Source organism: Roseivirga sp. UBA838, assembly GCF_002296035.1.
GTDB classification, from domain to species: domain Bacteria; phylum Bacteroidota; class Bacteroidia; order Cytophagales; family Cyclobacteriaceae; genus Roseivirga; species Roseivirga thermotolerans.
In genome coordinates, this window is record NZ_DBHC01000029.1 from 59,437 (window position 1) to 83,972 (window position 24,536).

The window sequence follows — 24,536 nt, forward strand, 5'->3', positions numbered from 1 at the left end:
ACAGAACATAACTCACTGATAAAGAGAACCTTTATTACCTTTACAGAGCATCACGTTAAACGAACGATTTTTTTTTCGCAAACGAGATGCAACGTAATTTATCATTCATACATCTACCTTGTGTAGTCAACCAAAACATGCTTCAAATCAAAAGGTCAAAAACTGAAGAGAGGCTTTTAGAAGCTTGCCGTAAAGGCGACAGAAAAGCTCAGCGCGAGTTGTACGAAAAGTACGCTGGCCTGATGTTCTCTGTGTGCAGACGGTACATCAGCGAAGAAGAAGCTGCTGAAGATGTTTTGGTATGCGGATTTATGAAAGTGTTCAGTAAAATCGACCAGTTCAAGAGTGAAGGAAGCTTTGAAGGCTGGATTCGAAGAATAATGGTCAACGAATCACTAACATATATCCGAAAAAACAAGAGCCTGTACATGCAGGTAGAGATTGAAAATGCCGAACGCGAGCCAGACTACAATCAACTCCAGGATCACCTGGAAGTGGAAGATCTAATGAAAATGATCGACCGATTGCCTACCGGCTACAAAACGGTTTTCAACCTCTACGCCATCGAAGGCTTTTCGCACAAGGAAATTGCCGAACAACTGGGCATAAGTGAAAACACTTCAAAGTCGCAGTTGAGTAGAGCAAGAGCCCATTTACAAAAGCTTTTGGTCGAAGCAGAGCATTATTTGAATGATAAATTATTGAGCCATGAAGGGTAACCCAATTGATGAACTATTCCTTAAAGGACTGGCATCGCACAAAATGCCACCTCCGGCAGACACCTGGGCCAAACTAGAAAACCAGCTTCCTCAAAAAAAGAAGAGAGGAGTATACTTTTGGATGAGCATTGCAGCCTCCACCATGCTTTTGGCCGCAATGGGTTGGCTGGCCCTAACCAACACCGGCAAAGAACCTTCCGGCCAGGAGCTAGCTCAACAAGCTACAGAACAAACGGGCCCGGCCAATAACATGCCACCAAAAACTCAGGCTACACAGCCACAAACCCTGGCCAAGAGAGATAAGCTGCCGGATGCAACGAATCCTCCGGTTAAAATACCCACATTGGTAAATGCTAAACAACTCGACCAAACAGCCCTGGCCGAGACTCAGGCAACCCTGCCTGTAAACCTTGCCGATGTAGACCTGGCAGAACTCTCTATAGAACCCATAAGCCCTACCACACTACAGACTCCGGTGCTTTTTGTTAGCAACCGTAGGGCAAGAAGCCTAAGCATAAACGAAGACGCTCTATTAGAGCAACTAATCATTAGCCCTGCCGAAATGGAAGCTATTGAAAGCGAAAGCAAGAAAAAGCCCGGGTTTTTAAACAGTATTGTTAGCGTAGCCCGCAGCGTAAACAATGGCAAGAAGGCCATTTCGGAAATAAGAAAATCCAAAAACGAGTTTGTTTCCAATGAACTCAAGTACGGCCTCAAAACAGAAGGCGAAGACGAAGACATTGACGAACACCCTCCATTGAAACAATAGTCAACAACTCAAAATAAGTATCAGATGAAAACTACCTTACGAATGGCAGCACTAGTTGTGCTGATCACGGCCTTGGTGAGCCCGGCACTCCAGGCACAAACCGATCTTTCCGATCGACTGACAGTTACCTCCAATGTATGGAAAAAGGGACTTTCTCCCTCCACTAACCTTACCGATGTTGAACCAACAAACACCCTGAAAGTAGAGAGTCCGGGTCAGGTGAACACGCATTCCATAGCAAACAGCCCGAGAAGAAGCCCCTTCGATGTAGACAAGTATTATCCACGCAGGGGCACGGAAAACTTCTTTAATGTGTACCTGGGACTCAACAACTGGTTAGAAGATGGCGACCTACCCAACAGCGATAAGCTCTACAGCCTTCTACCCATTAACTCATGGTATGTAGGACTCAACTTCGACAACATTTCGCACCTACTCGGTCCGCTCTATCTCGACTGGGGAATTGGAGCCAGTTTTCTCGACTACGCCTTCGAGAACACCCGTGTGAGTGTAGACAAGGTAGATGATGCCGTAGTGTTTTCAGAAAGAAATGACATCACCGGCCGCAAAAGTAAAATCAATGTAGGCTACCTGAATGTGCACTTTGTACCAACCATTTCCTTTGGCCGATACCGAGATTTCAGAGTAGGCTTTGGGGTTTATGGAGGCTACCGCATTAGCAGCAACACAAAAATGAAGTACGATGATGCCTCTGGCGACAAGCAGAAAGACAAAATGTCTGACAGCTTCCATATCAATCCATTCAAGTATGGATTCAGAGGCCAGATAGGGTGGGACTTTATGGACTTGTTCTTCAACTACGATCTCACGGAGTTCTTCGATGAAGACAAAACCGCCCCGCGCTTAACTCCGGTAACCTTTGGTATAATCTTCTAAACAACTCAAAAGTTAAACAACATGAAAAAAGTAATACTACCCATACTGCTTGGACTGGCACTGGTCATGTCAGCTTCTCAGGCACATGCCCAGGTACGATGGGCAAAATATGGCGACTTTGAACGACTCGACACAGTAGTAAGTATTCCTCGGGCAGAAAAGAACAAGCTCTACATATCTGACGATGATTTCTACCTCCGCATTGGCTTTCTTGGGCTTGAACTGGAAGTGGAAGATCGCTGGGAGTGGGACTACAGAGACTGGAGAGGAAGCAATGCCTCTACCATAGAGTATTTCGAACAGCATGATCATGGCACACTGCGCGGACTGAATTTTGACATTGGTTTGAACAATTATCTTTCTGACGGAGATTTCCCCTCTTCTTCAGATCTTTATCAACTCAAACCCATCAGCTCCATATATACTGGGCTCACCTGGAATCACACCTCCTACATTTCCAGCCCCCTCTTTATTGAATGGGGTGGTGGATTTGGCTGGTACAACTTCAAATTTGAGAACGCTTCTACGCGACTCGACCCTAACGGTGGGCAGCTCAATTTCACCGAGGCCAACAATATTAACAGTGCACTTAAAAGCAAACTCAAGGTAACCTACCTCACTTTTCAGGCCATTCCCATGATAGATCTTGGCCATGGCAAAAGAATAGTTAGAAGGTTTATGGAAGATGACGTACGAGTAGCGTTTAGCGAACGCAGAGGCTTCCGTTTTGGAGTTGGCCCCTACGTGGGCTTGCGACTAAATAACAAAGCCAAATACATTTACCGCAACGATGACGGACGTCAGAAAGACAAAGAGAAAGGCGGGTTCTTTGTGAACGACTTCCGCTATGGTCTAAGAGCGCAAATCGGAATTAACGGCTTCGATATGTTTATGACCTACGACTTCAACGAGCTTTTTGAAGAAGGCAAAGGGCCACAATTAAACCCCGTCACTATAGGCATTACCTTCTAAAATCAGACAGCCAAACCAAAACTTTGGCTGACACTGCACAAAACGGTCTTAAGAGAGCCGGGCTTTTAGGCCACTGAGCTACTTTTGAGACCGTTTTTTATTCAGCTCCTACCTCTCCATCCACTGGCGTTCTTCGCCCTTTAGCTTAAGTAACTTAGCAAAATAACGTCCTGTTGGGCGGTTGGCAGTCATAAGAACAAGAAACACGGTAAATACCATTGCGTAAACCATATCTCCTTTTTCATAAAGACCATAAGCACCTATGGCTGCACCAAAAGCCCATAGCACATTCCGATATAATATCGGCTTACGCAACATCTTCAGTTTTACATCCAACTCCTTAAACGGCTCCGTAGCCTTGCGCATATCTCTGTTCCATGTAGCTGTTGTACGCATAACAATGTACCCTACACCAATCCCCATTACCCCATGAAACATGAGATCGGGGTTATCGAAAAACACCGAACGCAAATCCCCTGCCTTGTTCTTTTCGAGAAAAACCCACCCAAAGGCCAGCAAGGGCAACATCAAAAGCAGGTAAATCAGTGATTCCAGCCGTTTAAAGTAGGCTTGCTTATCAAATTCAGGGTCGCTTAAATTCATAAAATCAAGAAATTAGCTCTCAACAATTATTTGCTAACGAACGTTAGTATGTATATCTTTGAGTGAATGGAAATACTGGTTAAGAAATCACGCAAGCAACAAATAGAAGAGAAAGCAACCAAGCTTTTTAGGGAGAAAGGTTATGCTGCCACTTCTATGCGCGACCTGGCTCAAGTGCTGGGCATTGAGGCCGCCAGCCTTTATTCACACATCAAATCTAAGGAAGAAATTCTTCAAAAGATATGTTTTCGCATGGCCGACCAGTTTTTTGCGGCCTGGAAGGAAGTGGAAAAAGAGCAAGGCAGCTTTTCGGCAAAAATGGAAAAAGCGGCCATTGCCCATGTAAAAGTAATTACGAAAGACACCGATGCCTCGGCTGTATTCTTCCATGAATGGAGGCATTTGAGCGAGCCGCACCTCTCTGAGTTTCTGATGATGAGAGAAGACTACGAGGGCCGCTTTAAAACCATTATAAGAAATGGTATAGAAAATGGGGAGTTTGAGAAGGTAGATGAAAAGTTTATGATGCTTACCATACTTTCATCGCTCAACTGGACGTACAACTGGTACAAACCTACCGGTAGTTTGCGCCCGGAAGAAATTGGCAAACAACTCGCAAACCTGATATTGAACGGATTAAAGAAATAAAACTATGTACGGAGGTGGAAACGTTTTTGAGGCCATGAAGGCTACTGCCCTGGCTGATGAAGATCCAAAAGAATTGGCAGAGTTTGAAGCACGAATAGACAGAGGTGAGAAAATTGAACCGACTGACTGGATGCCTCAGCTCTACAGAAAACAGCTTATTCGAATGATTGAACAACACGCTCATTCGGAAATTATTGGTGCTTTGCCGGAAGGCACCTGGATAACCAGAGCTCCCGGCTTTAAAAGGAAGCTGGCCCTTATGGCCAAGGTTCAGGACGAGGTGGGCCATGCCCAATTGCTTTATGCCGCGGCAGAAACCCTTGGCAAGCCTAGAGAGCAAATGATAGACGACCTTATTTCAGGTAAGTCTAAATACTCTAACATATTCAATTACCCGGCTTTTACATGGGCCGACTCTTGCTTCATCAGCTGGCTGGTTGATGCAGGAGCTATTGTGAACCAACTGGCAAACTCCAAAGGAAGTTATGGTCCTTACTGCCGCGCATTGGAGCGTATCTGCGCAGAAGAATCATTCCACCTAAAATACGGTCACCACTGTGTGATACACTTGGCTACCGGCACCAAAAAGCAGCGAGAAATGATGCAAGCCGCGGTAAACAGATGGTGGGCTCCCATGATGCACTTCTTTGGCCCTTCCGATAAGATTTCCGTTCACTCCGAAATCTTAATGAAGTGGAAAGTGAAAATGGCCTCGAACGATGAATGCCGACAGCAGTTTTTAGACATGTATGTGCCCAAAATTTGGGAACTGGGATTAACTATTCCGGATGATAAACTGCGTAAAAATACCGAAACCGGCCTATGGGAATACACCGAACCTGATTGGGACGAGTTTAAACGTGTGATCAATGGCGATGGCCCTTGCAACAAAGAGCGGCTGGCGGTAAGAAGAATAGCGGAAGAGCGCGGTAAATGGGTGCGAGAAGCTTTGCTGGCCCCCAAGGCAAAATATGTAACACCACTAGCTTAAACCATGCTTCAATCATTAGACCCCAGAGTAAACCGTTTAGGCTTACCCAATGAATTCGACACACCAATGCCCAGTAAAGAGGCATTGGACCAGTTTGAAACTTATGAGGCCTTTGTGCAGGTAAAAGAAGGCAAACCTTTCGAACATGTGGGTATTGTACATGCCCCCAATGAAGAAATGGCTTTTCTCTTTGCCAAAGAGCAGTATAGTCGTAGAGGCATGTTCTGCAACTCGTTGTGTGTTGTAAAAACGGAAAACATAAAAGTGAGCCCCTATTCAGAAAACGATATCGATATCTACGATTCATTTTCAGGAAAATATTCGGGTAGCACCAGCGAATCTTTCGAGGTGTTTCACCTCACAAAGCGAGGTAAGCAACACAAATATGAAGGAAATGTGCTTGCCAAAGATTATGACGATGCTATACTGGCTGCCAAAGAGAGTTTTCCGCGAGACAAGGCCATTATGAATGTGTGGATAGTAAAATCGGAAGACATCTATGTTTCTGACGAGGAAGACAGGGATATATGGGACACCCTGAAGGAGAAAAAATACAGGGACGCCATTGACTACAAAGCATCGGATAAAATTAAAGCATTTAAAGAAGAACAAGCCTAATGAATACGGAAGCACTTAAAGAGTTGATCTATAAAATGGCCGATGACCTGTTAATTCTAGGGCACCGAAACTCGGAATGGACAGGCATGGGACCTCTTTTGGAAGAAGACATTGCTTTTTCTTCTATGGCCCAAGACAAGGTTGGCCAGAGCTGGCAACTCTATAAAATACTGCATACGCTGGGAGAAAACGATCCGGATACGGTTGCTTTTATGCGCAATGCCGATCAGTTTCATAATGCGCAGCTCTGCGAACTACCAAACGGAGAGTACGACTTCAGCCTCATCAGGCATTTTCTTTTCGATACTGCCGAGCTGCTCAAATATCAGATGCTGGCCAATTCATCTTATACTGATCTGGCCAACCTGGCTAAAAAGGTAAAAGGTGAGGCAAAGTATCATTCTATGCATGCCAAAATATGGATTAAGCAATTGGGTTCGGCCACACCAGAAAGTATTGAGCGTCTGCAGCAGTCGTTGGATGTAGCCCTACCCTATGCACTGGGAATGTTTGAAAAATCGCCATATGAAAACGAGATCATCGATGAGGGATTGTTTGGGGGAGAAGAGGTATTGATGGAAGCCTGGAAAGCGGAGGTAGAAAAAATCATTTCTGATACCAAACTGATACTACCTGACTGGTCTACTATAACGCCTGTTTATGGTGGACGAAAAGGGGTGCACACAAAACACCTGCAGCCGCTGCTCGATGAAATGTCGGAAGTATTTAAAGTTGATCCGACAGCCGACTGGTAAAACCGACCATTGATTGGAGCGGGAAAGTGTAGAGGAACGAATGAAACGCATGGGCATGGAGAAAGAAATTTCAGCAGAACAAATAAAACAATGGCTCGATTCAGTGAAAGATCCGGAAATCCCGGTGCTTTCGCTGAATGACCTTGGAGTAATTACGGGCATTGACATAGGCAATGATGGCAAAGTAACGGTGAACATGACCCCAACTTTTGCCGGCTGCCCTGCCATGGATGTTATGCAACAAGATGTTGAACAGGTACTGCAAGAAAATGGCATTGCCAACTATGAGGTTCGTGTTTCTTTCGACACACAATGGAACTCCAATATGATCAGTGAAAAGGGCAGAAAAGCACTGGCCGAGTTTGGTTTAGCTCCTCCCCCTAAGCACAACCTGATTGTAGATATAGATATTATTGAACACGCTAAGTGTCCGAACTGTGGAAGTGATAATACCGAAATGAAAACACCTTTTGGCCCAACGCTTTGCCGCTCTATACACTACTGCCACAATTGCCTCAATGCCTTTGAACAGTTTAAGCCGTTGTAAGGCTATACTTTTTCCCATAAACTATCTACAAAAAGGCCTTCAGCATGATTGAAGTGCCTCACCACCTTGAAGCCCGTGGCTTTGGCCGTAGCACTAATCATTTCGCACGAATATTTCTGAGAAATTTCGGTGTGAATTGGCTCCCAGGCCTTAAAGCGGAAAACCATATCTACATCGGCTAGCCTTACTTCCTGCTCCTCTGTACTCACCAAAAAGCTTTTGGTCTCTCCTGTTATAGGATCGTACGTTGGGTAATGCACAAATTTAGAGAGGTCGAAGTCGGCTCCAAGCTCATCATTAATGCGCTGCAACAGATTAAGGTTAAAGTCTCGGGTTACTCCCTGGCTGTCGTCATAGGCAGAGAGTATTTTTCTGGGGTCCTTCATGAGGTCAAACCCTATAAAGAGTAAATCACCGGAAGACATGTTCTCTGACAACTTGCTAAGAAATACTTCTCCGGCCGACCGACTGAAATTGCCTATGGTGGACCCTAAAAACATAACCACCTCTTTTTGCAGATGATTCTCCTTGAGCGCAGCCAGAGCTTCGAAATAATCGCCCTCTATAGGCTGTACATTCACTTTGGGCAGTTCGCGGTTGACGGATTCCTTCAATTGCACCAGCACATTGGCTGAGATGTCGATGGGGCTATAAATAAAACTTACTTGTTGCTTAGAAAAGTACTCGAGCAGTATTTTAGTTTTAGAACCATCGCCTGCCCCTAATTCAACCAATCTAAAGCTCTCATCTTCACCCAAAAATTCTTTTAGAATTTCGTCTTTGAATGTATCGATGATCTGCTCTTCCGACCGAGTTAAGTAGTACTCATCCAGTTTCATTATTTCCTGAAAAAGCCTATCTCCCTCCGCATTGTAAAAATACTTGGAGGGCAACCTTTTGGGTGTCTGTCGGAGGCCTGTTACAATATCTTTGGCAAAGCCTTGTAGTGCTTCGGTGGTTTGTGTCATTTTATATGTGTTGTGCTAGTCTAAAGCCTGTGAAGTGCCAACGTAAATTGGGGTGAAAGAAGTTTCGGTATGATGGCCTAATGTGGTTCTTCATAGTGGCAAAAGAACCTCCTCTCAACACCATTTGATTGACCATAAACTTGCCATTATACTCTCCCAGGGCTCCTTCTACCTTTTTGTAGTATGGATAAGGCAAATATGACGAATTGGTCCATTCCCAGACATCTCCATAAAATTGAGGATTATTCCCTTTTCGAGGCATAGTTCTAAAGTTGCGGCAATCCATAAGGTTGGCCTCTTCCGGAATTTGGGGGGAATACATTCTGCAAGCCACTTCCCACTCCTGCTCAGTTGGCAATCGCATGCCTTTCCACTTGGCAAATGCATCAGCTTCATAGAAACTTATGTGAGTAACGGGTTCTTCAGGGTTTACCCGCTCTTTGCCAGAAAGAGTAAAGTGATACCACTCCTTGCCTTCCTTCATCCAGTAAAAGGGCGCACGTATATTTTCCTTTTTCACCCATTCGTGCCCCTCCATGAGCCAAAGATTGAAGTCCTGATAAGCCCCCGCATTTATGAATTCCATAAACTCTCCGTTGGTTATGAGCCTGTCTTGTATTTTATAGGCATGAAGAAAGACCTGGTGCTCGCCCTCTTCGTTGTCGAAATGGAACTGCTGGCCTGCGTAACCCATTTTATAGATCCCTTCCTCTACGGTGAGCCATTTGCTACTCAAATTAGGCTGATAGCGGGGCTTTACTTTTTCCTTGTATACAGGAAATAGCGGATTTATGCCCAATATGTGCTTAATGTCATACACCAGAAGTTCCTGATGCTGTTGTTCGTGGTTAAGCCCTATTTCAAAAATATGTGTTTGTTCTGGCGTAAGTGGTTCCTGAAGAAGCTTTTCCATGTGCTCGTCCACATAGGCTCTGTAGGCTTTAATTTCGTTGACAGCAGGTCTCGATAGTGCTCCTCGCTCAGACCTAATCCAACGCTCTCCCTCGTTTTCATAATAGCTATTGAAAAGGAATGGGTAGTCTTTATTGAATAGTTTATAGCCAGGCAGGAACTTATTGAGTAGAAACACCTCGAAAAACCAGGTAGTATGGGCCAGATGCCACTTAGGCGGACTTACATCGACTACAGGCTGAACCACAAAATCTTCCGGCTGCAATGGTTCGCAAATTTCTAAGCTTAAGTCGCGAACCTCCTTAAATTGTTTCGCCAGAGTTTGAGGCGTAGGAGGAGTTAATACCGTATCCATATTCAGAGTTACTGAATATTGAACAGAAAGGCAACGACTAAGGTTTTCCACTTGGCCGGCCGGAGGACAAAAAAAACCGATTGAAGCAAAGAAATGTACTACTCCAATCGGTTTTTTCTAACAGAAGCTCATGGGCAAGTTATAGCATACTTCTACCCAATTTCAATGACTACACCGTCTGTAAGCGGATGACTCACACATGGCAGCACGTAGCCTTCGTCCAACTCGGCCTGAGAAAGCCCTTCGTCCTCATCCATCTTCACTTTACCAGACAGACACTTTCCTCTACAGGCAGTACAAAGTCCACTTTGACAAGAAAATGGCAGGTCTATATCTTCATCTAGCCCTTTTTCCAGAATTGTTTCGTTGGGCTGAACAGTGTACTTATACTCCTCTCCATCGTAAATAATGGTTACCTCTCTGGCTATTACTTCATCGGAAGAGCTTTCTGTGGCTTCACTTTTACTATCGGATGTAAAACTTTCTTTCCTTATCAAATCTTGCGGAACCCCAAGGTTGCTCAGTGCCGATACAGCTATATCCATCATGGGTGTTGGCCCGCAAATAAAGTACTCTGCACTCTCATCGTTGAGTTCATTTTTTACCTGCTCTATGATAGACTCGCTCAGGTAACCTTCATGTTGTCCATAGCCTGAACCATTATTTTCAAGTACATGTACAACCTCAAACTGATCTTCCTTGGCCAGCTCTTCAATTTGTTTCTTAAAGATTATGTTCTCTTCATCCCTATTGGCATAAAGTAGTGTAACCCTTGAAGCTGGCTCCTGGCTGAGAGTAGACTTAGCCAAAGACATGAGCGGAGTAATTCCACTACCACCGCCTATGAGTACGATATTACGCTGGTTGGTGGAAGAAAAATCTGTGGTGAAATTACCTAGTGGCTTCATCACTTTAAGGGTATCTCCCGCTTTGACTTTCTCATTGAGATAATTCGATACCTTACCCCCTTCTACCCTTTTTACCGCAACTGCGGGATATTCATCTACAAATGGAGACGAACAAACCGAATATGCCCTTCGCTCTTCCTTACCATCTACCTCTACAATAATGGTAAAGAACTGTCCTGCTTTATATTCAATAGGTCCGCCAGCCGGATGCTCAAAGTGAATAGAGACAGCCTCTTTGGTTTCTCTAACGACTTCTTTTACCGTTAACTGTATGATACCGGTGTCTTGCTTTTCTACTTTCTCTTTTGTCTTCTTAAATAAGCCAAATGCCATATCGTTAATTTATTTCCGCTTATAGGATGCTTAGTTTACTAAAAAACCCAAAGTAAGCGTAAGGGTTTAATTTTCTGGGCAAAAGTACTGACTAATAAACTAGAAATGAAGCAAATCGATGACATTGCCCTTCAATTTTGAGGCCTCAGTGATGGGATTTCGTATCTTTGCGCTTTCCTAAAAAAACCATAGTCTTTCATGGAATTAAGTAGCCTAACGGCCATAGCACCAGTTGACGGTAGATACCGAAGAGTGACCAGCGAGTTTGCCAACTATTATTCGGAGTATGCGCTCATTAAATACAGAGTGGAGGTTGAAGTTGAGTACTTTATTGCGCTCTGCGAAATACCTCTTCCTCAGCTAAGTTCAGTAGATGAGTCTGTTTTTGAAAACCTCAGAGATATTTACCGATCGTTTAGTTTGGAGGATGCGGGTAGAATAAAAGAAATTGAGAAAACGACCAACCATGACGTAAAAGCCGTTGAGTACTTTCTGAAAGAAGAGTTCGACAAATTAGGGCTGAACGATGTGAAAGAGTTCATTCATTTTGGACTTACCTCTCAAGACATTAACAACACCTCCATTCCACTATCTTTGAAAAGAGGGCTACATGAAGTACTTGAACCAGCCATTGTGGAGGTAAACGAGCTTATTAAACAAATGGCCGACCAATGGAAGCATGTATCCATGTTGGCCAAAACTCATGGGCAGCCGGCATCACCCACACGCTTGGGCAAAGAAATGGCGGTATTCTCCACTCGAGTAGATGAGCAGCTGGTGTATTTGGGAGATATTCCTTTTGCAGCTAAGTTTGGCGGGGCTACAGGCAACTTCAATGCACACCATGTGGCTTATCCGCAAACTGACTGGATTGCATTTGGCGACCATTTTGTGAAGGAATACCTGGGGTTGCAAAGAAGCCACCCCACCACTCAAATTGAGCATTACGACCACCTGGCTGCACTCTTTGATGCCCTGAAGCGAATCAACACAATCCTGATAGACTTTTCGAGGGATGTATGGCAATACGTTTCAATGAACTACTTTAAGCAGAAAATAAAAGCAGGGGAGGTGGGGTCTTCGGCCATGCCTCATAAGGTAAACCCGATTGACTTTGAGAATGCGGAAGGTAATTTTGGTATTGCCAATGCCTTGTTCGAACATCTTTCGGCCAAGTTGCCTATATCAAGACTGCAAAGAGACCTGACGGACTCAACGGTATTAAGGAATATTGGCGTGCCTTTAGGACATATGCTCATAGGGCTTAAATCGCTGGTAAAAGGAATTAATAAACTAGAACTGAATCAGGCTGCTATTGATGCCGATTTGGAAGAAAATTGGGCCGTTGTAGCTGAGGCCATTCAGACCATTCTTAGAAGAGAGGGCTACCCCAAACCATACGAGGCACTGAAAGGCCTTACACGAACTAACTCTAAGATTACTGAAGTAACAATCAAAGAGTTTATAGGAACGCTGGAGGTTAATGAGGCAGTTAAGCAAGAGCTCCTGTCTATAAGCCCATTTAACTACACGGGCCTTTAAAATAAGAAACCCCGGAGCAATTGCTCCGGGGTTCAAAAACCTAGTACACGATTTTTTTAGTCTCTTGATATTTCAATCACAGAATCCGTTTTAGGATCATATTCCAAAAGTGGGTTATAGAGTATCTCCCTGTTTCTGAAATCATATAGGGTAAGTGATCTCAATTCATAATAGGCTACCCAATATTGCTGAAGGGCACTAATGTAATTTCTTACAGCAGCGTCTTTAGTTTCACGAGCATTGTTGAGTTCCAGAATGCCTACTTTACCGGCCAAGTAACGACCATTGGTAATTTCAAATCCTTTAAGAGCTATTTCTTGCCTTTTTTCTGCAATATCGATTTGACTTCTAATTTGGTCAAAGTTTCTTACCGCGTTGGCAATCTCCTGCTCAAAGTTAATCTCATTTTGCTCTACGGTAAACTCAGTATTTGCCTGTCTGGCTCGAGCCTGATTCATTCTAGCCTTATTTCTACCTCCATCTAAAATAGGCAGCGAGAACGTTAAAGAAACCCTTGAACCGGTAGCCACATTGGCACCATCATAAACACCACTCAATGAATTTACCTGGGCACTGTTATAACCAAACTGCGCTATTAAATCGGCTGAAAAGCGTCTGGCTCTGGCATCGGCCACCTGCCGCTCGGCATCCAGTCTTTGCAATTGAAACTCAATCCATTCAGCCCTATTGTCTTTGGCATATTGCAGTGCTTCTTCATAATCGATGCTAAACTCCGGAACATCTGAGGGAGGAACCAGCTCTAGTCTTACATCATCTCTTAATCCTATAAAGTTTCTTAACTCCAAGGAAAAAGATTGAACATCCAGCCTTGCCTGCTGAGCTTCAGCCTGAGCAGTCAACAGGTTCAATTCTGTTTGAAGCAGTTGGTCTTCCGTAGATGTACCAATGTTATATCTTCCTTGTTCAATTCTATAAATTGTGTCGTTCGATTGCTCATTCTGAATGGCAATTTCCAGGTTTTTCTGCTCAACCAACAATCTAAAAAAGAATTGTGCAGCAATTCTCGAAGTCTCTTCCATGTCCTGCACATAGCTTTTCTTGGATTGTTCGTACTCTAAAGGCTGAGTCAACCTGTCCCACTTGAATGGGTTTACATTAAAGAGCGGTTGTCTGATGGTCAGGCCCACTGGGTCACCTTGATACAGTGTTTTCGGGTCATTGGGACCCAATAGTGCATAATTATCAAACCTAGCTAAATTGGTTTCGAACGAGACCGTGGTATTGGTCCAGGGTAATACCTGCTGTAAACCCAACGACAGATCGGAAGTATTCTGGTTAACCGTTCTGTATTGCACCGAACCATCCTCTTGAACAATAGGTGTGGCTCTATTTACATAGTTGGGCAAGTTTCCTGTAAGTAGCAGCTGTGGCCTAAGCTGAGACTTATAAACCTGATAACTCCAGTACCCTAAAGTTCTAGATGTCTCTGCTTGTTTGGCATTTCTTGAGTTTTCCCTTGCCAAACGAATCGTTTCCTCAAGGGTTAGTACTTTTACCTCTTGAGATAATGCTATTCCCGTCAGGCAAAAAAATGATAGAAGTAAATAAATGACCTTTTTCATAGTGTTAATGTGGTTATTCGTGTCTTAACGAAGTAATAGGATCTTGACTTGCAGCTCTGCGCGCAGGAGTAATTCCGAAGATTAGACCAACTGTTGCTGCTACACCGAATGAAATCACAATTGAAGTAAAACTTATAGCGGTAGGGAAATCGGCCAAATTAGATACAGCATAGGCCAAACCTATTCCGAGAATAACGCCAACAATACCACCAGTAATAGAAATCATAACGGCTTCGAACAAGAACTGCATAACAATGTCTGAAGACTTTGCGCCAATGGCAAGCCTCAGCCCAATCTCTTTTATACGTTCCATTACAGAAGCTAACATAATATTCATAATACCGATACCACCAACTAGCAATGATATAGCTGCAATAGCCGCCAATACAATATTGAATATATTTTGAGTTCGCTGTTGTTGCTTAAGTAGCAATTCCGGAATAGTGATTTCAAAGTCTACCACACCGTAGTGCCTACGCTCTAACATACGCGCCAGAACATCGGCTGTAGGGTTGAGTTTAGCAGACTCTTCTACCTGCACTACCAAACGGTCAATCTGATGATAATTCTTTGGTTTGTCATTAGACGAATCGTTTCCCCCACCTGAAATAGAAATCATACCTCGGAAGCCGCCAAAAATTTGAATGCTTGATCCAAAGCTTTTCTTTAAACCGGAGCCGGTTACCAAGTCGCGGTTGATGTAACGAATGAGCACCGTTTGAATAGGTGTATAAACATCCATGTTATAATCTCGAATTCCGAGGTTGTTAATGGCCTTTTCAGAAATAAAACGCTCCTTGAGTACACCAATCACTTTTAACCATTGGTTCCCCACTTTGATTTGCTGTCCGATGGGGTTCTCGCGAGGGAAAAACTTGGAAGCAATGCCTTTTCCAATAATGCAAACAGGCATTCCGAGCCTAAGCTGTTTCTCGTTGAACATTTCGCCATCGAGCAACTCAAAATTGGCCACTTCAAAATAAGCAGGTTCAACACCTACCAACTTAGAGCTTCTTCTGATCCCGTTTTTAATAATGTAAGTCTCTAAAAGAATCTCAGGGCTGAGTTTCTTAACACCGGGAATGGTATTTTCAATGCTCTCTACATCGAGTAATTTAAGTCCGGGAGAAAACTTCTTTTTGTCTTCATCGTCCGACTCGCCCAACTTTTGTTCTACCTGCTCTATGTTGGGTTGTACAATAATATTATTGACTCCCACCAATTCGATCTGCTCCAGGATTTCGTTCTGCGCTCCATTTCCGATCGCTAGCATGGCAATAACTGCTGCTACCCCGAAAATGATACCCAACGCTGTCAGAAGCGATCGCACCTGATTGGCCAACACTGCTTCTAAGGCAATGTAGAAATTGGAAAGTAAACTCTTTTTATTCATGCGATTTAGAGTTTTGGGGCTTATCGGTTAGGCTGTCCTGATCGGGCGGCACCTTCTCTACCTGAAGAACCGCCTTGAGGGCGCTGACCACCTCTCATCATGTTTTGCAGTTGAGATGGGTCTGTTATTCCCCGGTCTTTCAATCGTTGAATCATTTCGGGAGACATTGGCTCTCCATTAGGCAACACCCATTTAGAGGCATCGTCCAAAGAGTTTTCAGGATCTGTAGTCTCGTACTTCTGATTTCTCTTGCCATTCAACTCAGGCAATAACTTAGGTTCTTTACCCTCAATGTTGTCAGGACGACTTAGGTATAATACCTCGCCCGGCTCAACACCCTTCTCAATAACAGCTTCGTTGCTATTGGTTAGCCCCACTAGCACTTCTTGCAAGGTGCCATTCTTTTTGATCACGTAGTTAATGGAGTCATTGTAGGTATTAAGACATTCCAATGGTACGTATACCACATCTGTGAGCTTCTGAGTGATAATAACATTGCTGGTTGTCATGGCTGGTCTGAGGTCGCTGTCTCTTTCGTTTACCCTTACCACAACTTCAAATACCTTAGCGTCAGAGTTAGGGTTTTGTTGTCCAACTCGGGCAACTCTGATTACGCGTCCGGTTAATTTCTTTTCAGGAAAAGCGTCCAAACCAATTTGAACTTCTTGTCCCACTTTTACTTTTCTGATATCTACCTCGTTGATGTATGTTGTAGAAATCATGCTGGAAAGGTCGGGCAACTCGGCTACTTCTGGGTTCCAAACATTTATTTGTGAGCCCTCAACAATTCGTTCGCTTCCCATTTTGGTATAGATAACCATTCCGGCCTGAGGAGCCAGTATTCGGAAATCTTCCAATACCTTTTGCATATTATCATAGCGCGACTGACGTCTTCTCAAATCGGCCGTCTCTTCAATCATCTTTGCTTTGGCCTGCTGAATTTTGAGTTGATATTCTTCCAGCGCCCGGTCTTTATCGCGCTTAAGCTTTTCTAACTCATTCTCATATTTCTTGATGGTGGCCGGTGGTTCATACTGCGATTGCTCAAGTTGCAATTGCTTCTCTTCAATCTGATAGTCCAGATTAATAAGTTTATCGCGCTCACTTCTAAGAGTTAGTGCAGTATCGATTTTGGCGTTATCGAACTCGGCAATTTGAGCATCCAGCTGTTCTTTCTCTTGCTGGATTTTATCATATAGCTCACTAGGGTCTAATTGGGCCACAAAGTCGCCTTCTTGAACCTGGGTACCTTCTTCTACTAATCGCTGAACTGTAATTTGACGAATACCATACTCTCTGGCATTTATTGGTCCCATGATTTTGGTCGACCTTTCAGCGGATAATTCACCGGTTGTCGTAACCTCTACAGTAAAGGAGCCTTTTTCTGCTGTTGCGAACAGCGCAGGACCTTCTTCTGCCGAAGAGGGATTGAACACTGTGGCAGCAACAATAATGGCTGTTACTACAACTAAGGCGAAAATGGTGAGTTTCTTTTTCATGACTCTTTTGTCTCTACTTAAAATATGTTGGCGAAATTATGTTTATTCTTGCTGGATTTTCATCCACCTAAAAAACTTTAGCACCTCTAAAATAATTAGAAAGTGCGCCTTTTACAGCTTTTAACAAGCTATGGTGTAAACTGCCTCCTTTTTTATTTGTTCAACACCACAGATTGCCAAAGGCTCATATTTTTAGATGTTTTAAAGGGTTTAATGGTTTAATAAAAATTTACCCATTTATAGGAGCGGTAAATAAGCCTCATTATTTGAAGCATCAATGTTTGGATGGACTTAGGCCAAAAAGTATTGATTTCTATCTTTGACGAAACTTAGACCATGAAGAAGCTCATAAGTTTAACCTTAAGGTTTGTACCACGCAGGTATCTGCAATACTTCAGCCATTATATTCTCCGATTTGTGAGTCTCTTTATGCGCGGCAACAATGTGGAGTGCCCTATTTGCGAAATAAAATACCGAAAGTTTCTTCCTTATGGCCGGTTAAACCCAAGACCCAATGCCTTGTGCCCGGACTCTCTTTCGCTGGAACGGCACAGACTCATGTGGCTCTATCTTAAAGAAAGAACCAGTTTTTTTAACGCTCCTCATAAGTTGCTTCATATAGCTCCGGAGCTTTGCTTTATAGATCGCTTTAAATCAATGGAGAATCTGGACTACACCACTGCCGACCTGGAATCTCCACTGGCCGATGTAAAGATGGACGTTCATGATATTCCCTTTGAAGACAATACCTTCGATGTGGTTTTTTGTAATCATGTAATGGAACACGTAGAAGATGACATCAAGGCCATGTCTGAGATTCATCGTGTATTAAAAAAGGGAGGCTGGGCCATCATTCAATCTCCACAAGATTATAGCCGCTCTACAACGCTCGAAGATCCCAGCATTACCGACCCCAAAGAACGTGAAAAGGTATATTGGCAGGCCGACCACGTAAGACTCTATGGCCTTGACTACGGCCAACGCCTCCAAAAGGCAGGGTTTACGGTAAAAGAAGATCGTTTTGTAATGGAACTGCCAAATGAAATGGTAAGGCGCTATGCGCTCCCAGCTAATGAGATTATTTATTTCTGTGCAAAAAACTGATTTCCTCTAGGCCTTATCACTTCTGCAACTATCCCCATTCCATAAGCATATAGCTGAATGAATGAGGTAACAATACTAAGCACCCCCACTCTAAGACTTTTGTTCTTTACAACACTATGTAAGAATATGGCCAGATAGTAAAACATCAGAACAAATGCCCCAAGTTTAAACAGGCTGTGTGAGTAGAACAGCGTGGAGAACCATCCATAAATTATAAGCACAAAAAAGAGTGGCAACAGGTGAATTAACTTCATTTCTCCGGGCCAAAAGCGGTTTACATTGACTCTGGCTCTTCCAAAAAAATGTAACTGCTTGTAAAATTGGCTTAGGCTTGTTCTTCTTTTATGATATACATAGGCCTCTGGAATAAGTGACGTCTTAAAGCCTGACTGGAGTATTCTTATACTAAGCTCAATATCTTCGCCCATCCGGGTTATTTTATAGCCCCCCGTGGTATCGTAAACCTTACGGGAAATACCCATGTTGAAACTGCGAGGATGAAATGTTCCTACATGTTTCTTATTCCCTCGAATTCCTCCTGTAGTTAGAACGGAGGTCATGGAATAGCTAATTGCTTTCTGTAAACTACTGAACGAGGCATGGGCTTTATCCGGCCCTCCAAAAGCATCTGCGGGCTGTTTTTCTAAAAAGCGATTAACCGCATCAAAATAGTGTGGTGGCACAATGCAGTCAGAGTCAAAAACAATAAGGTAATCGCCCACAGCCTTATCAAAACCAAAGTTTCGACTAAAGCCTTGCCCGCTGTTCTCTTTAAAATAATACCGTACCCTGAGCGTATCCGAAAAAGAGTCCGCCACGGATTTACAAGTCTTAGTTGAACCGTCTTCTACAAGGATTACTTCAAAGTTCTTATAGGTTTGTTGAACGAGCGAGTCTAAAAGCTCTTTAACCTCATCCGGACGGTTATATACCGGAACGATCACAGAATAATAGTGCATTACTCAACCCCTATGGTTTGGTCTATGATGTAGTCGTTTTTACGATGGTTGTTCATAACCATCATTTCTCCAATAAACCCGGCCAAAAAAAGCTGTACACCAATTATAATAGCCGCCAGCGATAAAAAGAACAACGGTTGTTCAACTACATCTCTGTAGTCTGTTGTATGGATAATATAAATTGCCCTAAGCTTCTCCCATATAATCCATAGCACCATGAAAAAACCGGCTAGAAAAGACAATGTACCAAGGGTACCAAAGAAATGCATTGGGCGTTTCTTATACTTGCTTACAAATGAAATGGAGAGCAAATCGAGAAACCCATAAATAAACCTTTCCAAACCAAACTTGGTCTTTCCATATTTACGCGCTCTGTGCACTACTTCTTTCTCGGTTATCTTTTCAAAGCCATTACGCTTGGCTATTACCGGAATATAGCGGTGCATTTCTCCGTATATCTCCAGTGTTTTGACCAATCGATAATCATAGGCCTTAAGCCCACAGTTAAAATCGTGAAGACGAATACCTGAGAGTATGCGAGTAACCCAGTTGAAAAACTTAGATGGCACTGTTTTGCTGATGGGGTCATGACGCTTCCTTTTCCAGCCCGACACCAAATGATTCCCATCCTTAATCATACGATAAAGTTCTGGAATCTCGTCCGGACTATCTTGCAAATCGGCATCCATGGTAATTACAACCTCGCCCGAAACAAATCTAAACCCCGTATTTAAGGCGGCCGATTTACCATAGTTTCGGTTAAATCGAATGCCCTTGATAGGGTATGTACCTTTCAACTCTTCAATCACCTTCCACGACCCATCACGACTACCGTCATCGACCAAAATCACCTCATAAGAAAAGCCATGTGAGTCCATCACACGGCTTATCCATTGAATCAATTCGGGAATTGACTCCTCTTCATTAAAGAGTGGTATAACTATCGAAATATCTATCAAGCTAGAATTCTTCGGCTTCATTCTTTGTAACTGCAGCAACAATTGCCCCAAAGATTAGGCCTGCAAAGATAGCCGAAATTATGCTGGCTATTACCAAAAACTCAGCCGTATTAAAGAACTCAACCCAATCGGGCACCGGTTGATTTGGATCAGGAGCTGGACCAAACGACTGATTAGCTCTCTGTTCTTTCAAGAAATCCATATAATCCGGGTCGATCATTACATATACATACTGAAGCACGGATCTCACAATTCCACCAATAAAAGTAACCCACATGGAAACAGAAAATCCTTGCCCAAAAGACATGAATCCTCCATTTTCGGCCTTAAAGTTCTTACAGGCCAATACCAATGCTGTAATTACAACACCCCAGCTAATTGGTATACCGGCAAAGCCTAAATCTAACCGGGCTGCCGCACTACCAATAAAAATCATAGCGCTAATTAGCCCAAATATGAGACCGTATTTACGACCAACAGCACCTGTTGTTATTTGCTCTTCCATAATTTTTGATTATAAGGTTGATATCTAGAAAAATACTTATTTATCTCAAGTTTACCTACAAATGATAAAACTGCATAGGTTTTTACTTGAGCGACAGATAAACCGGATTAGCGAATTATTTCGGCCGTTGGGTTCTAAGTACAATTGAAAAAATAGGTGTTAAAAATAAACCAATGATCACCTTTTTAACGAAGGCATCGAAAATCAGCGAACCTTTGGTTATCTCTTTAATGCCATCTAATTGTTGTTGATAAAACTGCTCCGGGTTTTCCTTTACACGACTCATCATTAGTTCTTTCATTCCTTCAATCTCCTCCAACTGCACAGATTTGTAAAGTTCAAAGTAGCCGGGCTCTATCCACAACACAAACAGCATAATAAACAGGGAATAAATAATCCCTATAAACACATAACTTAAAAAACCAATGGACATGCCATGATAAAACCGAAGCTCTCCTTGATTGTAACGAACCTTGAACTCGCGTATAGGAAGCACACAGAAAAAACCAACAATTACTATATCCAATAAGAACGAAACAAGGTTTCTCCAGGGCTGTTGGTCCAAGTAATAGAAGACTACGAAAGACAATACCGCCAACAAGCCTCCGGCAATACCGTAGCGAATACCAAGCTTGGGAATAATGGGCCTTACTTTCATATGTCGTTCAAAACAAGTTGACCATTATTGATAATCCCGAGCACTTTGCCTTTGATAGTCTGGCCAAATAAAGGTGAAGCAACCGATTTTGACTTATTTGTATGGTCATTCATTGTCCATTCGTCATTATTGAAAAGAGTAAGACAGGCACTCTCCCCTTCTTTGATCTGGGGCACTCTCAGTTGTAGTAACTTTCTAGGCTTTGAAGTAAAGAGTTCTATGGAGTCAAATAAAGAACCTCCCAAAGCCTCACTTACAACCCCAAAAAAGGTTTGTTGATTGCTCGATCCGAAATCGGCCAAGTCAAACTCCAGTTTTTTACTCTCCTCATCATGAGGAATGTGGTCAGACACCAAACAGTCTACCGTTCCATCCAATATTCCGTCTAACAAGGCCATACGGTCTGTTTCTGTCCTGTATGGAGGGCTCACTTTAAGAGAGGTGTCATAGTCTTGCAAGTCTTCATCCGTAAACTTCAGGTAGTTTACCCCTACATCACAAGTCACGTTCAACCCTTTTTTCTTAGCCACTCTAATCAACTCCAGGCCTTCAACCGAAGAAACCAAACTAATGTGTAGTCTCCCCCCTGTATACTCCAACAGATTCAAATCTCTTTGAATCATAAGCGTTTCAGCAAGAACGGGTATGCCTTTAAGGCCCATCAATGTGCTCACTTTACCTTCATTCATATGTCCAAAGGAAGAAAGCATTTCATCTTCTGCCTTGTTAATCAGCAAACCGTTAAACTTCTGAAGATATTGTAAACCTTTGAGCATGATGTCCGAATGCCATACCGGACGCAACCCATCACTAAAAGCTTGGGCTCCTGCAGTGTGCAAATCGATCATTTCAGTCAATTCCTTACCTTCACAACCCAATGTAAGAGCAGCCATTGGGTGCAGTTGCACAGCCGAACTCTTATTCCACTTATGATAATATGAAACAGCATTTTTTGAGCTAATCACAGGTGAGGTATTTGGCAAAAGAAGCACGTCAGTAAAGCCTCCTGAAGCTGATACCGCAGCTCCTGATTCCATATCTTCTTTGTGTTCATTTCCCGGATCTTGATAGTGCGCTCGCATGTCCATCCAGCCAATAGAAACACAAAGACCATCAGCTTCAATAATTTGGCCTTCATACTCAATATTATCGGCAATTGTTTTAATGATGCCGTTGCTAATGAGAAGGTCTTTATGCTGAAGGTGAAAAGAAGAAGATTTGTCGATTATTTGAGCGGAACGGATTAGAAACTCCATGCTACAAATATCGGATTAAAATTATTTCTGCAAAAAGAAAAAACAGTGCGGCAATTAAGAGTTGAGCCCATAAAGACTTGCCCACCACTCCAGCCTCTAAAAAGCGTGAGGCTGAGTTCTCCTCATTGAGGTCGATTACCGTTATATGGTCGTAACCATTTAGTTCAGTCAAAACTTGTCTGTCAATTGGAGAGATATTCGATTCCGATTTAGGCACATTAAAGGCTATGGTACCATAAGATTCCCCTTCAACCGTAATCGAATAGTGCCCCGACCGAACAACACCTTTCGGAATCTCAAAAATAATTTGTCCACCAAGTATCCTCTGGTCAGGAGTAATTGCACCATCTTGCCCCTCAAAAGTCACCACCTTGCCAATAAGCTCATCCTGGTTTGGATAAAAGATGGTCTCCTGGTCGGAATAATAGTAAACCTTCGACAGGCTAGCCTGGCTACCAAGTGCCAGCTTATACATCACCGGTACAAAAAGAGCATGGTTAGTATAAGAGGTATAACTTTCGTTAAAAGGAGAAGTATAGAAAAACAAATTGCCCGTTCGGCTCACCTTGGCCAAAAAGCTTCTTCCGTTCTTAAACGTGAGATAGTCCAGCTCGCTATTAAGTAACCGCCATGACACAGAAGCTTCTGGCATCTCAATACGCTCATCGGGCTCCTCGAACACTCCATCAAATATCGGGTTCTCAAAATCCGGCTGATTCAGTTCAACTCTTTCGGCAATATCTGAAACAACTTGTATTCCTAAACGTGAAAGATCACTAGACCTGGTATTCCTATCTGGCACAACTATTACGCTGCCCCCTTCATTCAATCGATTTTCTAGAGCGTTCACCAATTGATTTGAAAATGCAATCAGCTGATTAACAACAATTAGGTTAGCAGAAGATAATACTTCGTTATCCAGAAATCGTGAGTCCATTCTAACAAAGTCAAACATTTCGTTCTCGCTATAGAGTGCCTGTATAAACGAAGGAGAAGATGAGTCAAAAATCTCAATTACTTTGATCTTATCTAGAGCATTAATCGATAGATAAAAAGAATTATCGAAGAGTAGACCTGAATCATCAATCTCTACCAGAACACGCTCAAGACCTGCCGTTCCCTGTGGAATCTGAAACTCATGATCTTGAATTAACTGATTACCAAAATCTATTTCGGCAGTCCCAAAAAGCTGTCCATCAATATTTAGCTTCAGGTTAACTACCTGCTCATCCCTGTAGTTTCTTCTAACCTTAAGTTTTAACAAATTAGAAAAAGAACCTGAAAGAAAGGTGTTCTCCAAATAAGCGGTATCTATATATACATTAGAGACTTCCTCGGGTATTATGGGCACTATATAATAGTTATTACTTGTGTCCATACGGATAGCTTCAAAATCAAACTTATTCTGAAAATCAGAAAAGAGATAAATATCCCCGCTTAGCCCTGCTGCATTAATTCGTGTCCCAACTTCTGACAAGGTTCTATCGGCTTCAATCTGCTCCAACTCAGTCAGCTGTTCAGAAACAGACTCCTTGGAATATTCTAGACCCAGAGAGTTTCCATAGCCATTTTCCAGGAGATGAAAGGAGGTGCCATCCGGATAGGCCAAAATAACATCCGATGTCTCCCTAACCAGCCGGTTAAAGTCATATTCACTATCCGTACCGGACAGGCTCAAAGAATTATCTAAGTATAGTATAACCCTCTCTTGAAGGGCCAAATCATCATCTCCATCCTTCAGTGTTGGCCTGGCAAAGGCAAGCACTAATAGTGAAACAGCTAATATTCTACACACCAATATCAGCAACTCTACCGGCTTTCTCTTAGCCGAACTCTCCTCCTTCACTTTCTTTAAAAAGGAAACATTTGGAAAGTACTGTCTCTTCGTTCTCCTAAGATTAAAAAGGTGAATTATGACAGGTATCAATATGGCAAACAACCCAAACAACACATTTGGAGCCAAAAATATAAGCTGAGCATTCATATTCTACTTTTCTATTACTAGTAGTGAACGCAAACTAGCGAAATAATTTATGCTTACTACACTAGTCTTTTAAGTAGCCTGACAAGAAGTATAAGCGGG

24 protein-coding genes are annotated in these 24,536 nt (G+C 42.9%); 11 read left to right on the plus strand and 13 right to left on the minus strand.

Annotated elements, in window-relative coordinates; all coding sequences use genetic code 11:
- Positions 1-137: 137 nt before the first annotated feature.
- Genes B3O12_RS09845 through B3O12_RS09860 form a run of 4 tightly spaced genes read left to right on the plus strand, consistent with a single transcriptional unit; the run spans position 138 to position 3,357 of the window.
- Positions 138-719 carry an RNA polymerase sigma factor gene (locus B3O12_RS09845; protein ID WP_286744818.1) on the plus strand — a complete coding sequence of 194 codons (582 nt, stop codon included), beginning with the start codon at positions 138-140 and terminating at the stop codon, positions 717-719.
- Positions 709-1,488, plus strand: a complete 780-nt coding sequence (locus B3O12_RS09850; RefSeq protein ID WP_286756174.1) for a hypothetical protein — start codon at positions 709-711, stop codon at positions 1,486-1,488. Before B3O12_RS09845 ends, B3O12_RS09850 begins: the two co-directional genes overlap by 11 nt.
- Positions 1,489-1,512: 24 nt before the next feature.
- The gene (locus B3O12_RS09855) at positions 1,513-2,385 is read left to right on the plus strand and encodes an outer membrane beta-barrel protein (protein ID WP_286756175.1); all 873 of its coding nucleotides are present in this window, start codon (positions 1,513-1,515) and stop codon (positions 2,383-2,385) included.
- 21 nt (positions 2,386-2,406) lie between these two features.
- A complete protein-coding gene (locus B3O12_RS09860; protein WP_286744825.1) occupies positions 2,407-3,357 on the plus strand; it encodes a hypothetical protein in 951 nt (316 codons plus the stop codon).
- A 108-nt stretch (positions 3,358-3,465) separates the two neighbouring features.
- Here B3O12_RS09860 and B3O12_RS09865 read toward each other — a convergent pair whose 3' ends face one another.
- Positions 3,466-3,960, minus strand: a complete 495-nt coding sequence (locus B3O12_RS09865; protein ID WP_286744828.1) for a hypothetical protein — start codon at positions 3,958-3,960, stop codon at positions 3,466-3,468.
- 66 nt (positions 3,961-4,026) lie between these two features.
- On the opposite strand from B3O12_RS09865, the gene B3O12_RS09870 reads away from it, so the two are divergent.
- The 5 genes from B3O12_RS09870 to paaD are packed head-to-tail and all read left to right on the plus strand — an operon-like array spanning position 4,027 to position 7,519.
- Positions 4,027-4,608, plus strand: a complete 582-nt coding sequence (locus B3O12_RS09870; protein ID WP_189630090.1) for a TetR/AcrR family transcriptional regulator — start codon at positions 4,027-4,029, stop codon at positions 4,606-4,608.
- A gap of 4 nt (positions 4,609-4,612) precedes the next feature.
- A complete protein-coding gene (gene paaA, locus B3O12_RS09875) occupies positions 4,613-5,599 on the plus strand; it encodes a 1,2-phenylacetyl-CoA epoxidase subunit PaaA (RefSeq protein ID WP_286744831.1) in 987 nt (328 codons plus the stop codon).
- A 3-nt stretch (positions 5,600-5,602) separates the two neighbouring features.
- Positions 5,603-6,217, plus strand: coding sequence for a phenylacetic acid degradation b (locus B3O12_RS09880; protein WP_189630088.1), 615 nt, complete (start codon positions 5,603-5,605; stop codon positions 6,215-6,217).
- A complete protein-coding gene (gene paaC, locus B3O12_RS09885) occupies positions 6,217-6,972 on the plus strand; it encodes a 1,2-phenylacetyl-CoA epoxidase subunit PaaC (protein WP_286744835.1) in 756 nt (251 codons plus the stop codon). Before B3O12_RS09880 ends, paaC begins: the two co-directional genes overlap by 1 nt.
- Before the next feature lie 13 nt (positions 6,973-6,985).
- Entirely contained in the window at positions 6,986-7,519 is a 534-nt protein-coding gene (gene paaD / locus B3O12_RS09890) for a 1,2-phenylacetyl-CoA epoxidase subunit PaaD (RefSeq protein WP_348655161.1), read from the plus strand.
- Between the two features lie 2 nt (positions 7,520-7,521).
- On the opposite strand, the gene egtD is transcribed toward paaD, so the two are convergent.
- The 3 genes from egtD to B3O12_RS09905 all read right to left on the minus strand — a co-directional run bounded on the left by egtD (position 7,522) and on the right by B3O12_RS09905 (position 10,995).
- On the minus strand, positions 7,522-8,487 hold the full coding sequence (egtD, locus tag B3O12_RS09895) for an L-histidine N(alpha)-methyltransferase (protein ID WP_286744838.1): 966 nt from the start codon (positions 8,485-8,487) through the stop codon (positions 7,522-7,524).
- A gap of 1 nt (position 8,488) precedes the next feature.
- The gene (gene egtB / locus B3O12_RS09900; protein WP_286744841.1) at positions 8,489-9,754 is read right to left on the minus strand and encodes an ergothioneine biosynthesis protein EgtB; all 1,266 of its coding nucleotides are present in this window, start codon (positions 9,752-9,754) and stop codon (positions 8,489-8,491) included.
- Positions 9,755-9,906: 152 nt separating this feature from the next.
- Positions 9,907-10,995 (minus strand): ferredoxin--NADP reductase, encoded by a 1,089-nt coding sequence (locus B3O12_RS09905; protein ID WP_286756176.1) that lies wholly within the window; start codon positions 10,993-10,995, stop codon positions 9,907-9,909.
- Positions 10,996-11,193: 198 nt separating this feature from the next.
- Between B3O12_RS09905 and purB the strand changes: the two genes are divergently transcribed.
- The gene (gene purB / locus B3O12_RS09910) at positions 11,194-12,537 is read left to right on the plus strand and encodes an adenylosuccinate lyase (RefSeq protein WP_189630083.1); all 1,344 of its coding nucleotides are present in this window, start codon (positions 11,194-11,196) and stop codon (positions 12,535-12,537) included.
- Positions 12,538-12,593: 56 nt separating this feature from the next.
- Here the strand turns inward: purB and B3O12_RS09915 are convergent, their stop codons facing one another.
- Genes B3O12_RS09915 through B3O12_RS09925 form a run of 3 tightly spaced genes read right to left on the minus strand, consistent with a single transcriptional unit; the run spans position 12,594 to position 17,012 of the window.
- Entirely contained in the window at positions 12,594-14,120 is a 1,527-nt protein-coding gene (locus tag B3O12_RS09915) for a TolC family protein (protein ID WP_286756177.1), read from the minus strand.
- Positions 14,121-14,133: 13 nt separating this feature from the next.
- Complete coding sequence (locus B3O12_RS09920; protein ID WP_189630081.1) at positions 14,134-15,513, minus strand: ABC transporter permease; 1,380 nt, start codon at positions 15,511-15,513, stop codon at positions 14,134-14,136.
- 20 nt (positions 15,514-15,533) lie between these two features.
- Positions 15,534-17,012, minus strand: coding sequence for an efflux RND transporter periplasmic adaptor subunit (locus B3O12_RS09925; RefSeq protein WP_189630080.1), 1,479 nt, complete (start codon positions 17,010-17,012; stop codon positions 15,534-15,536).
- Between the two features lie 336 nt (positions 17,013-17,348).
- On the opposite strand from B3O12_RS09925, the gene B3O12_RS09930 reads away from it, so the two are divergent.
- Complete coding sequence (locus tag B3O12_RS09930; RefSeq protein ID WP_286756178.1) at positions 17,349-18,116, plus strand: class I SAM-dependent methyltransferase; 768 nt, start codon at positions 17,349-17,351, stop codon at positions 18,114-18,116.
- On the opposite strand, the gene B3O12_RS09935 is transcribed toward B3O12_RS09930, so the two are convergent.
- The 6 genes from B3O12_RS09935 to B3O12_RS09960 all read right to left on the minus strand — a co-directional run bounded on the left by B3O12_RS09935 (position 18,095) and on the right by B3O12_RS09960 (position 24,437).
- On the minus strand, positions 18,095-19,075 hold the full coding sequence (locus tag B3O12_RS09935) for a glycosyltransferase (protein WP_286756179.1): 981 nt from the start codon (positions 19,073-19,075) through the stop codon (positions 18,095-18,097). The two genes, B3O12_RS09930 and B3O12_RS09935, sit on opposite strands and share 22 nt — an antisense overlap.
- Entirely contained in the window at positions 19,075-20,055 is a 981-nt protein-coding gene (locus B3O12_RS09940; RefSeq protein WP_229838625.1) for a glycosyltransferase family 2 protein, read from the minus strand. The genes B3O12_RS09935 and B3O12_RS09940 overlap by 1 nt, the downstream gene beginning before the upstream one ends.
- Positions 20,036-20,539, minus strand: coding sequence for a DUF4199 domain-containing protein (locus tag B3O12_RS09945; protein WP_189630077.1), 504 nt, complete (start codon positions 20,537-20,539; stop codon positions 20,036-20,038). Before B3O12_RS09945 ends, B3O12_RS09940 begins: the two co-directional genes overlap by 20 nt.
- Positions 20,540-20,654: 115 nt before the next feature.
- Complete coding sequence (locus B3O12_RS09950; RefSeq protein ID WP_286756180.1) at positions 20,655-21,197, minus strand: DUF4199 domain-containing protein; 543 nt, start codon at positions 21,195-21,197, stop codon at positions 20,655-20,657.
- Positions 21,194-22,453 carry a dihydroorotase gene (locus B3O12_RS09955; protein WP_286756181.1) on the minus strand — a complete coding sequence of 420 codons (1,260 nt, stop codon included), beginning with the start codon at positions 22,451-22,453 and terminating at the stop codon, positions 21,194-21,196. Before B3O12_RS09955 ends, B3O12_RS09950 begins: the two co-directional genes overlap by 4 nt.
- Before the next feature lies 1 nt (position 22,454).
- A complete protein-coding gene (locus B3O12_RS09960; RefSeq protein ID WP_286756182.1) occupies positions 22,455-24,437 on the minus strand; it encodes a BatA domain-containing protein in 1,983 nt (660 codons plus the stop codon).
- Positions 24,438-24,536 lie beyond the last annotated feature (99 nt).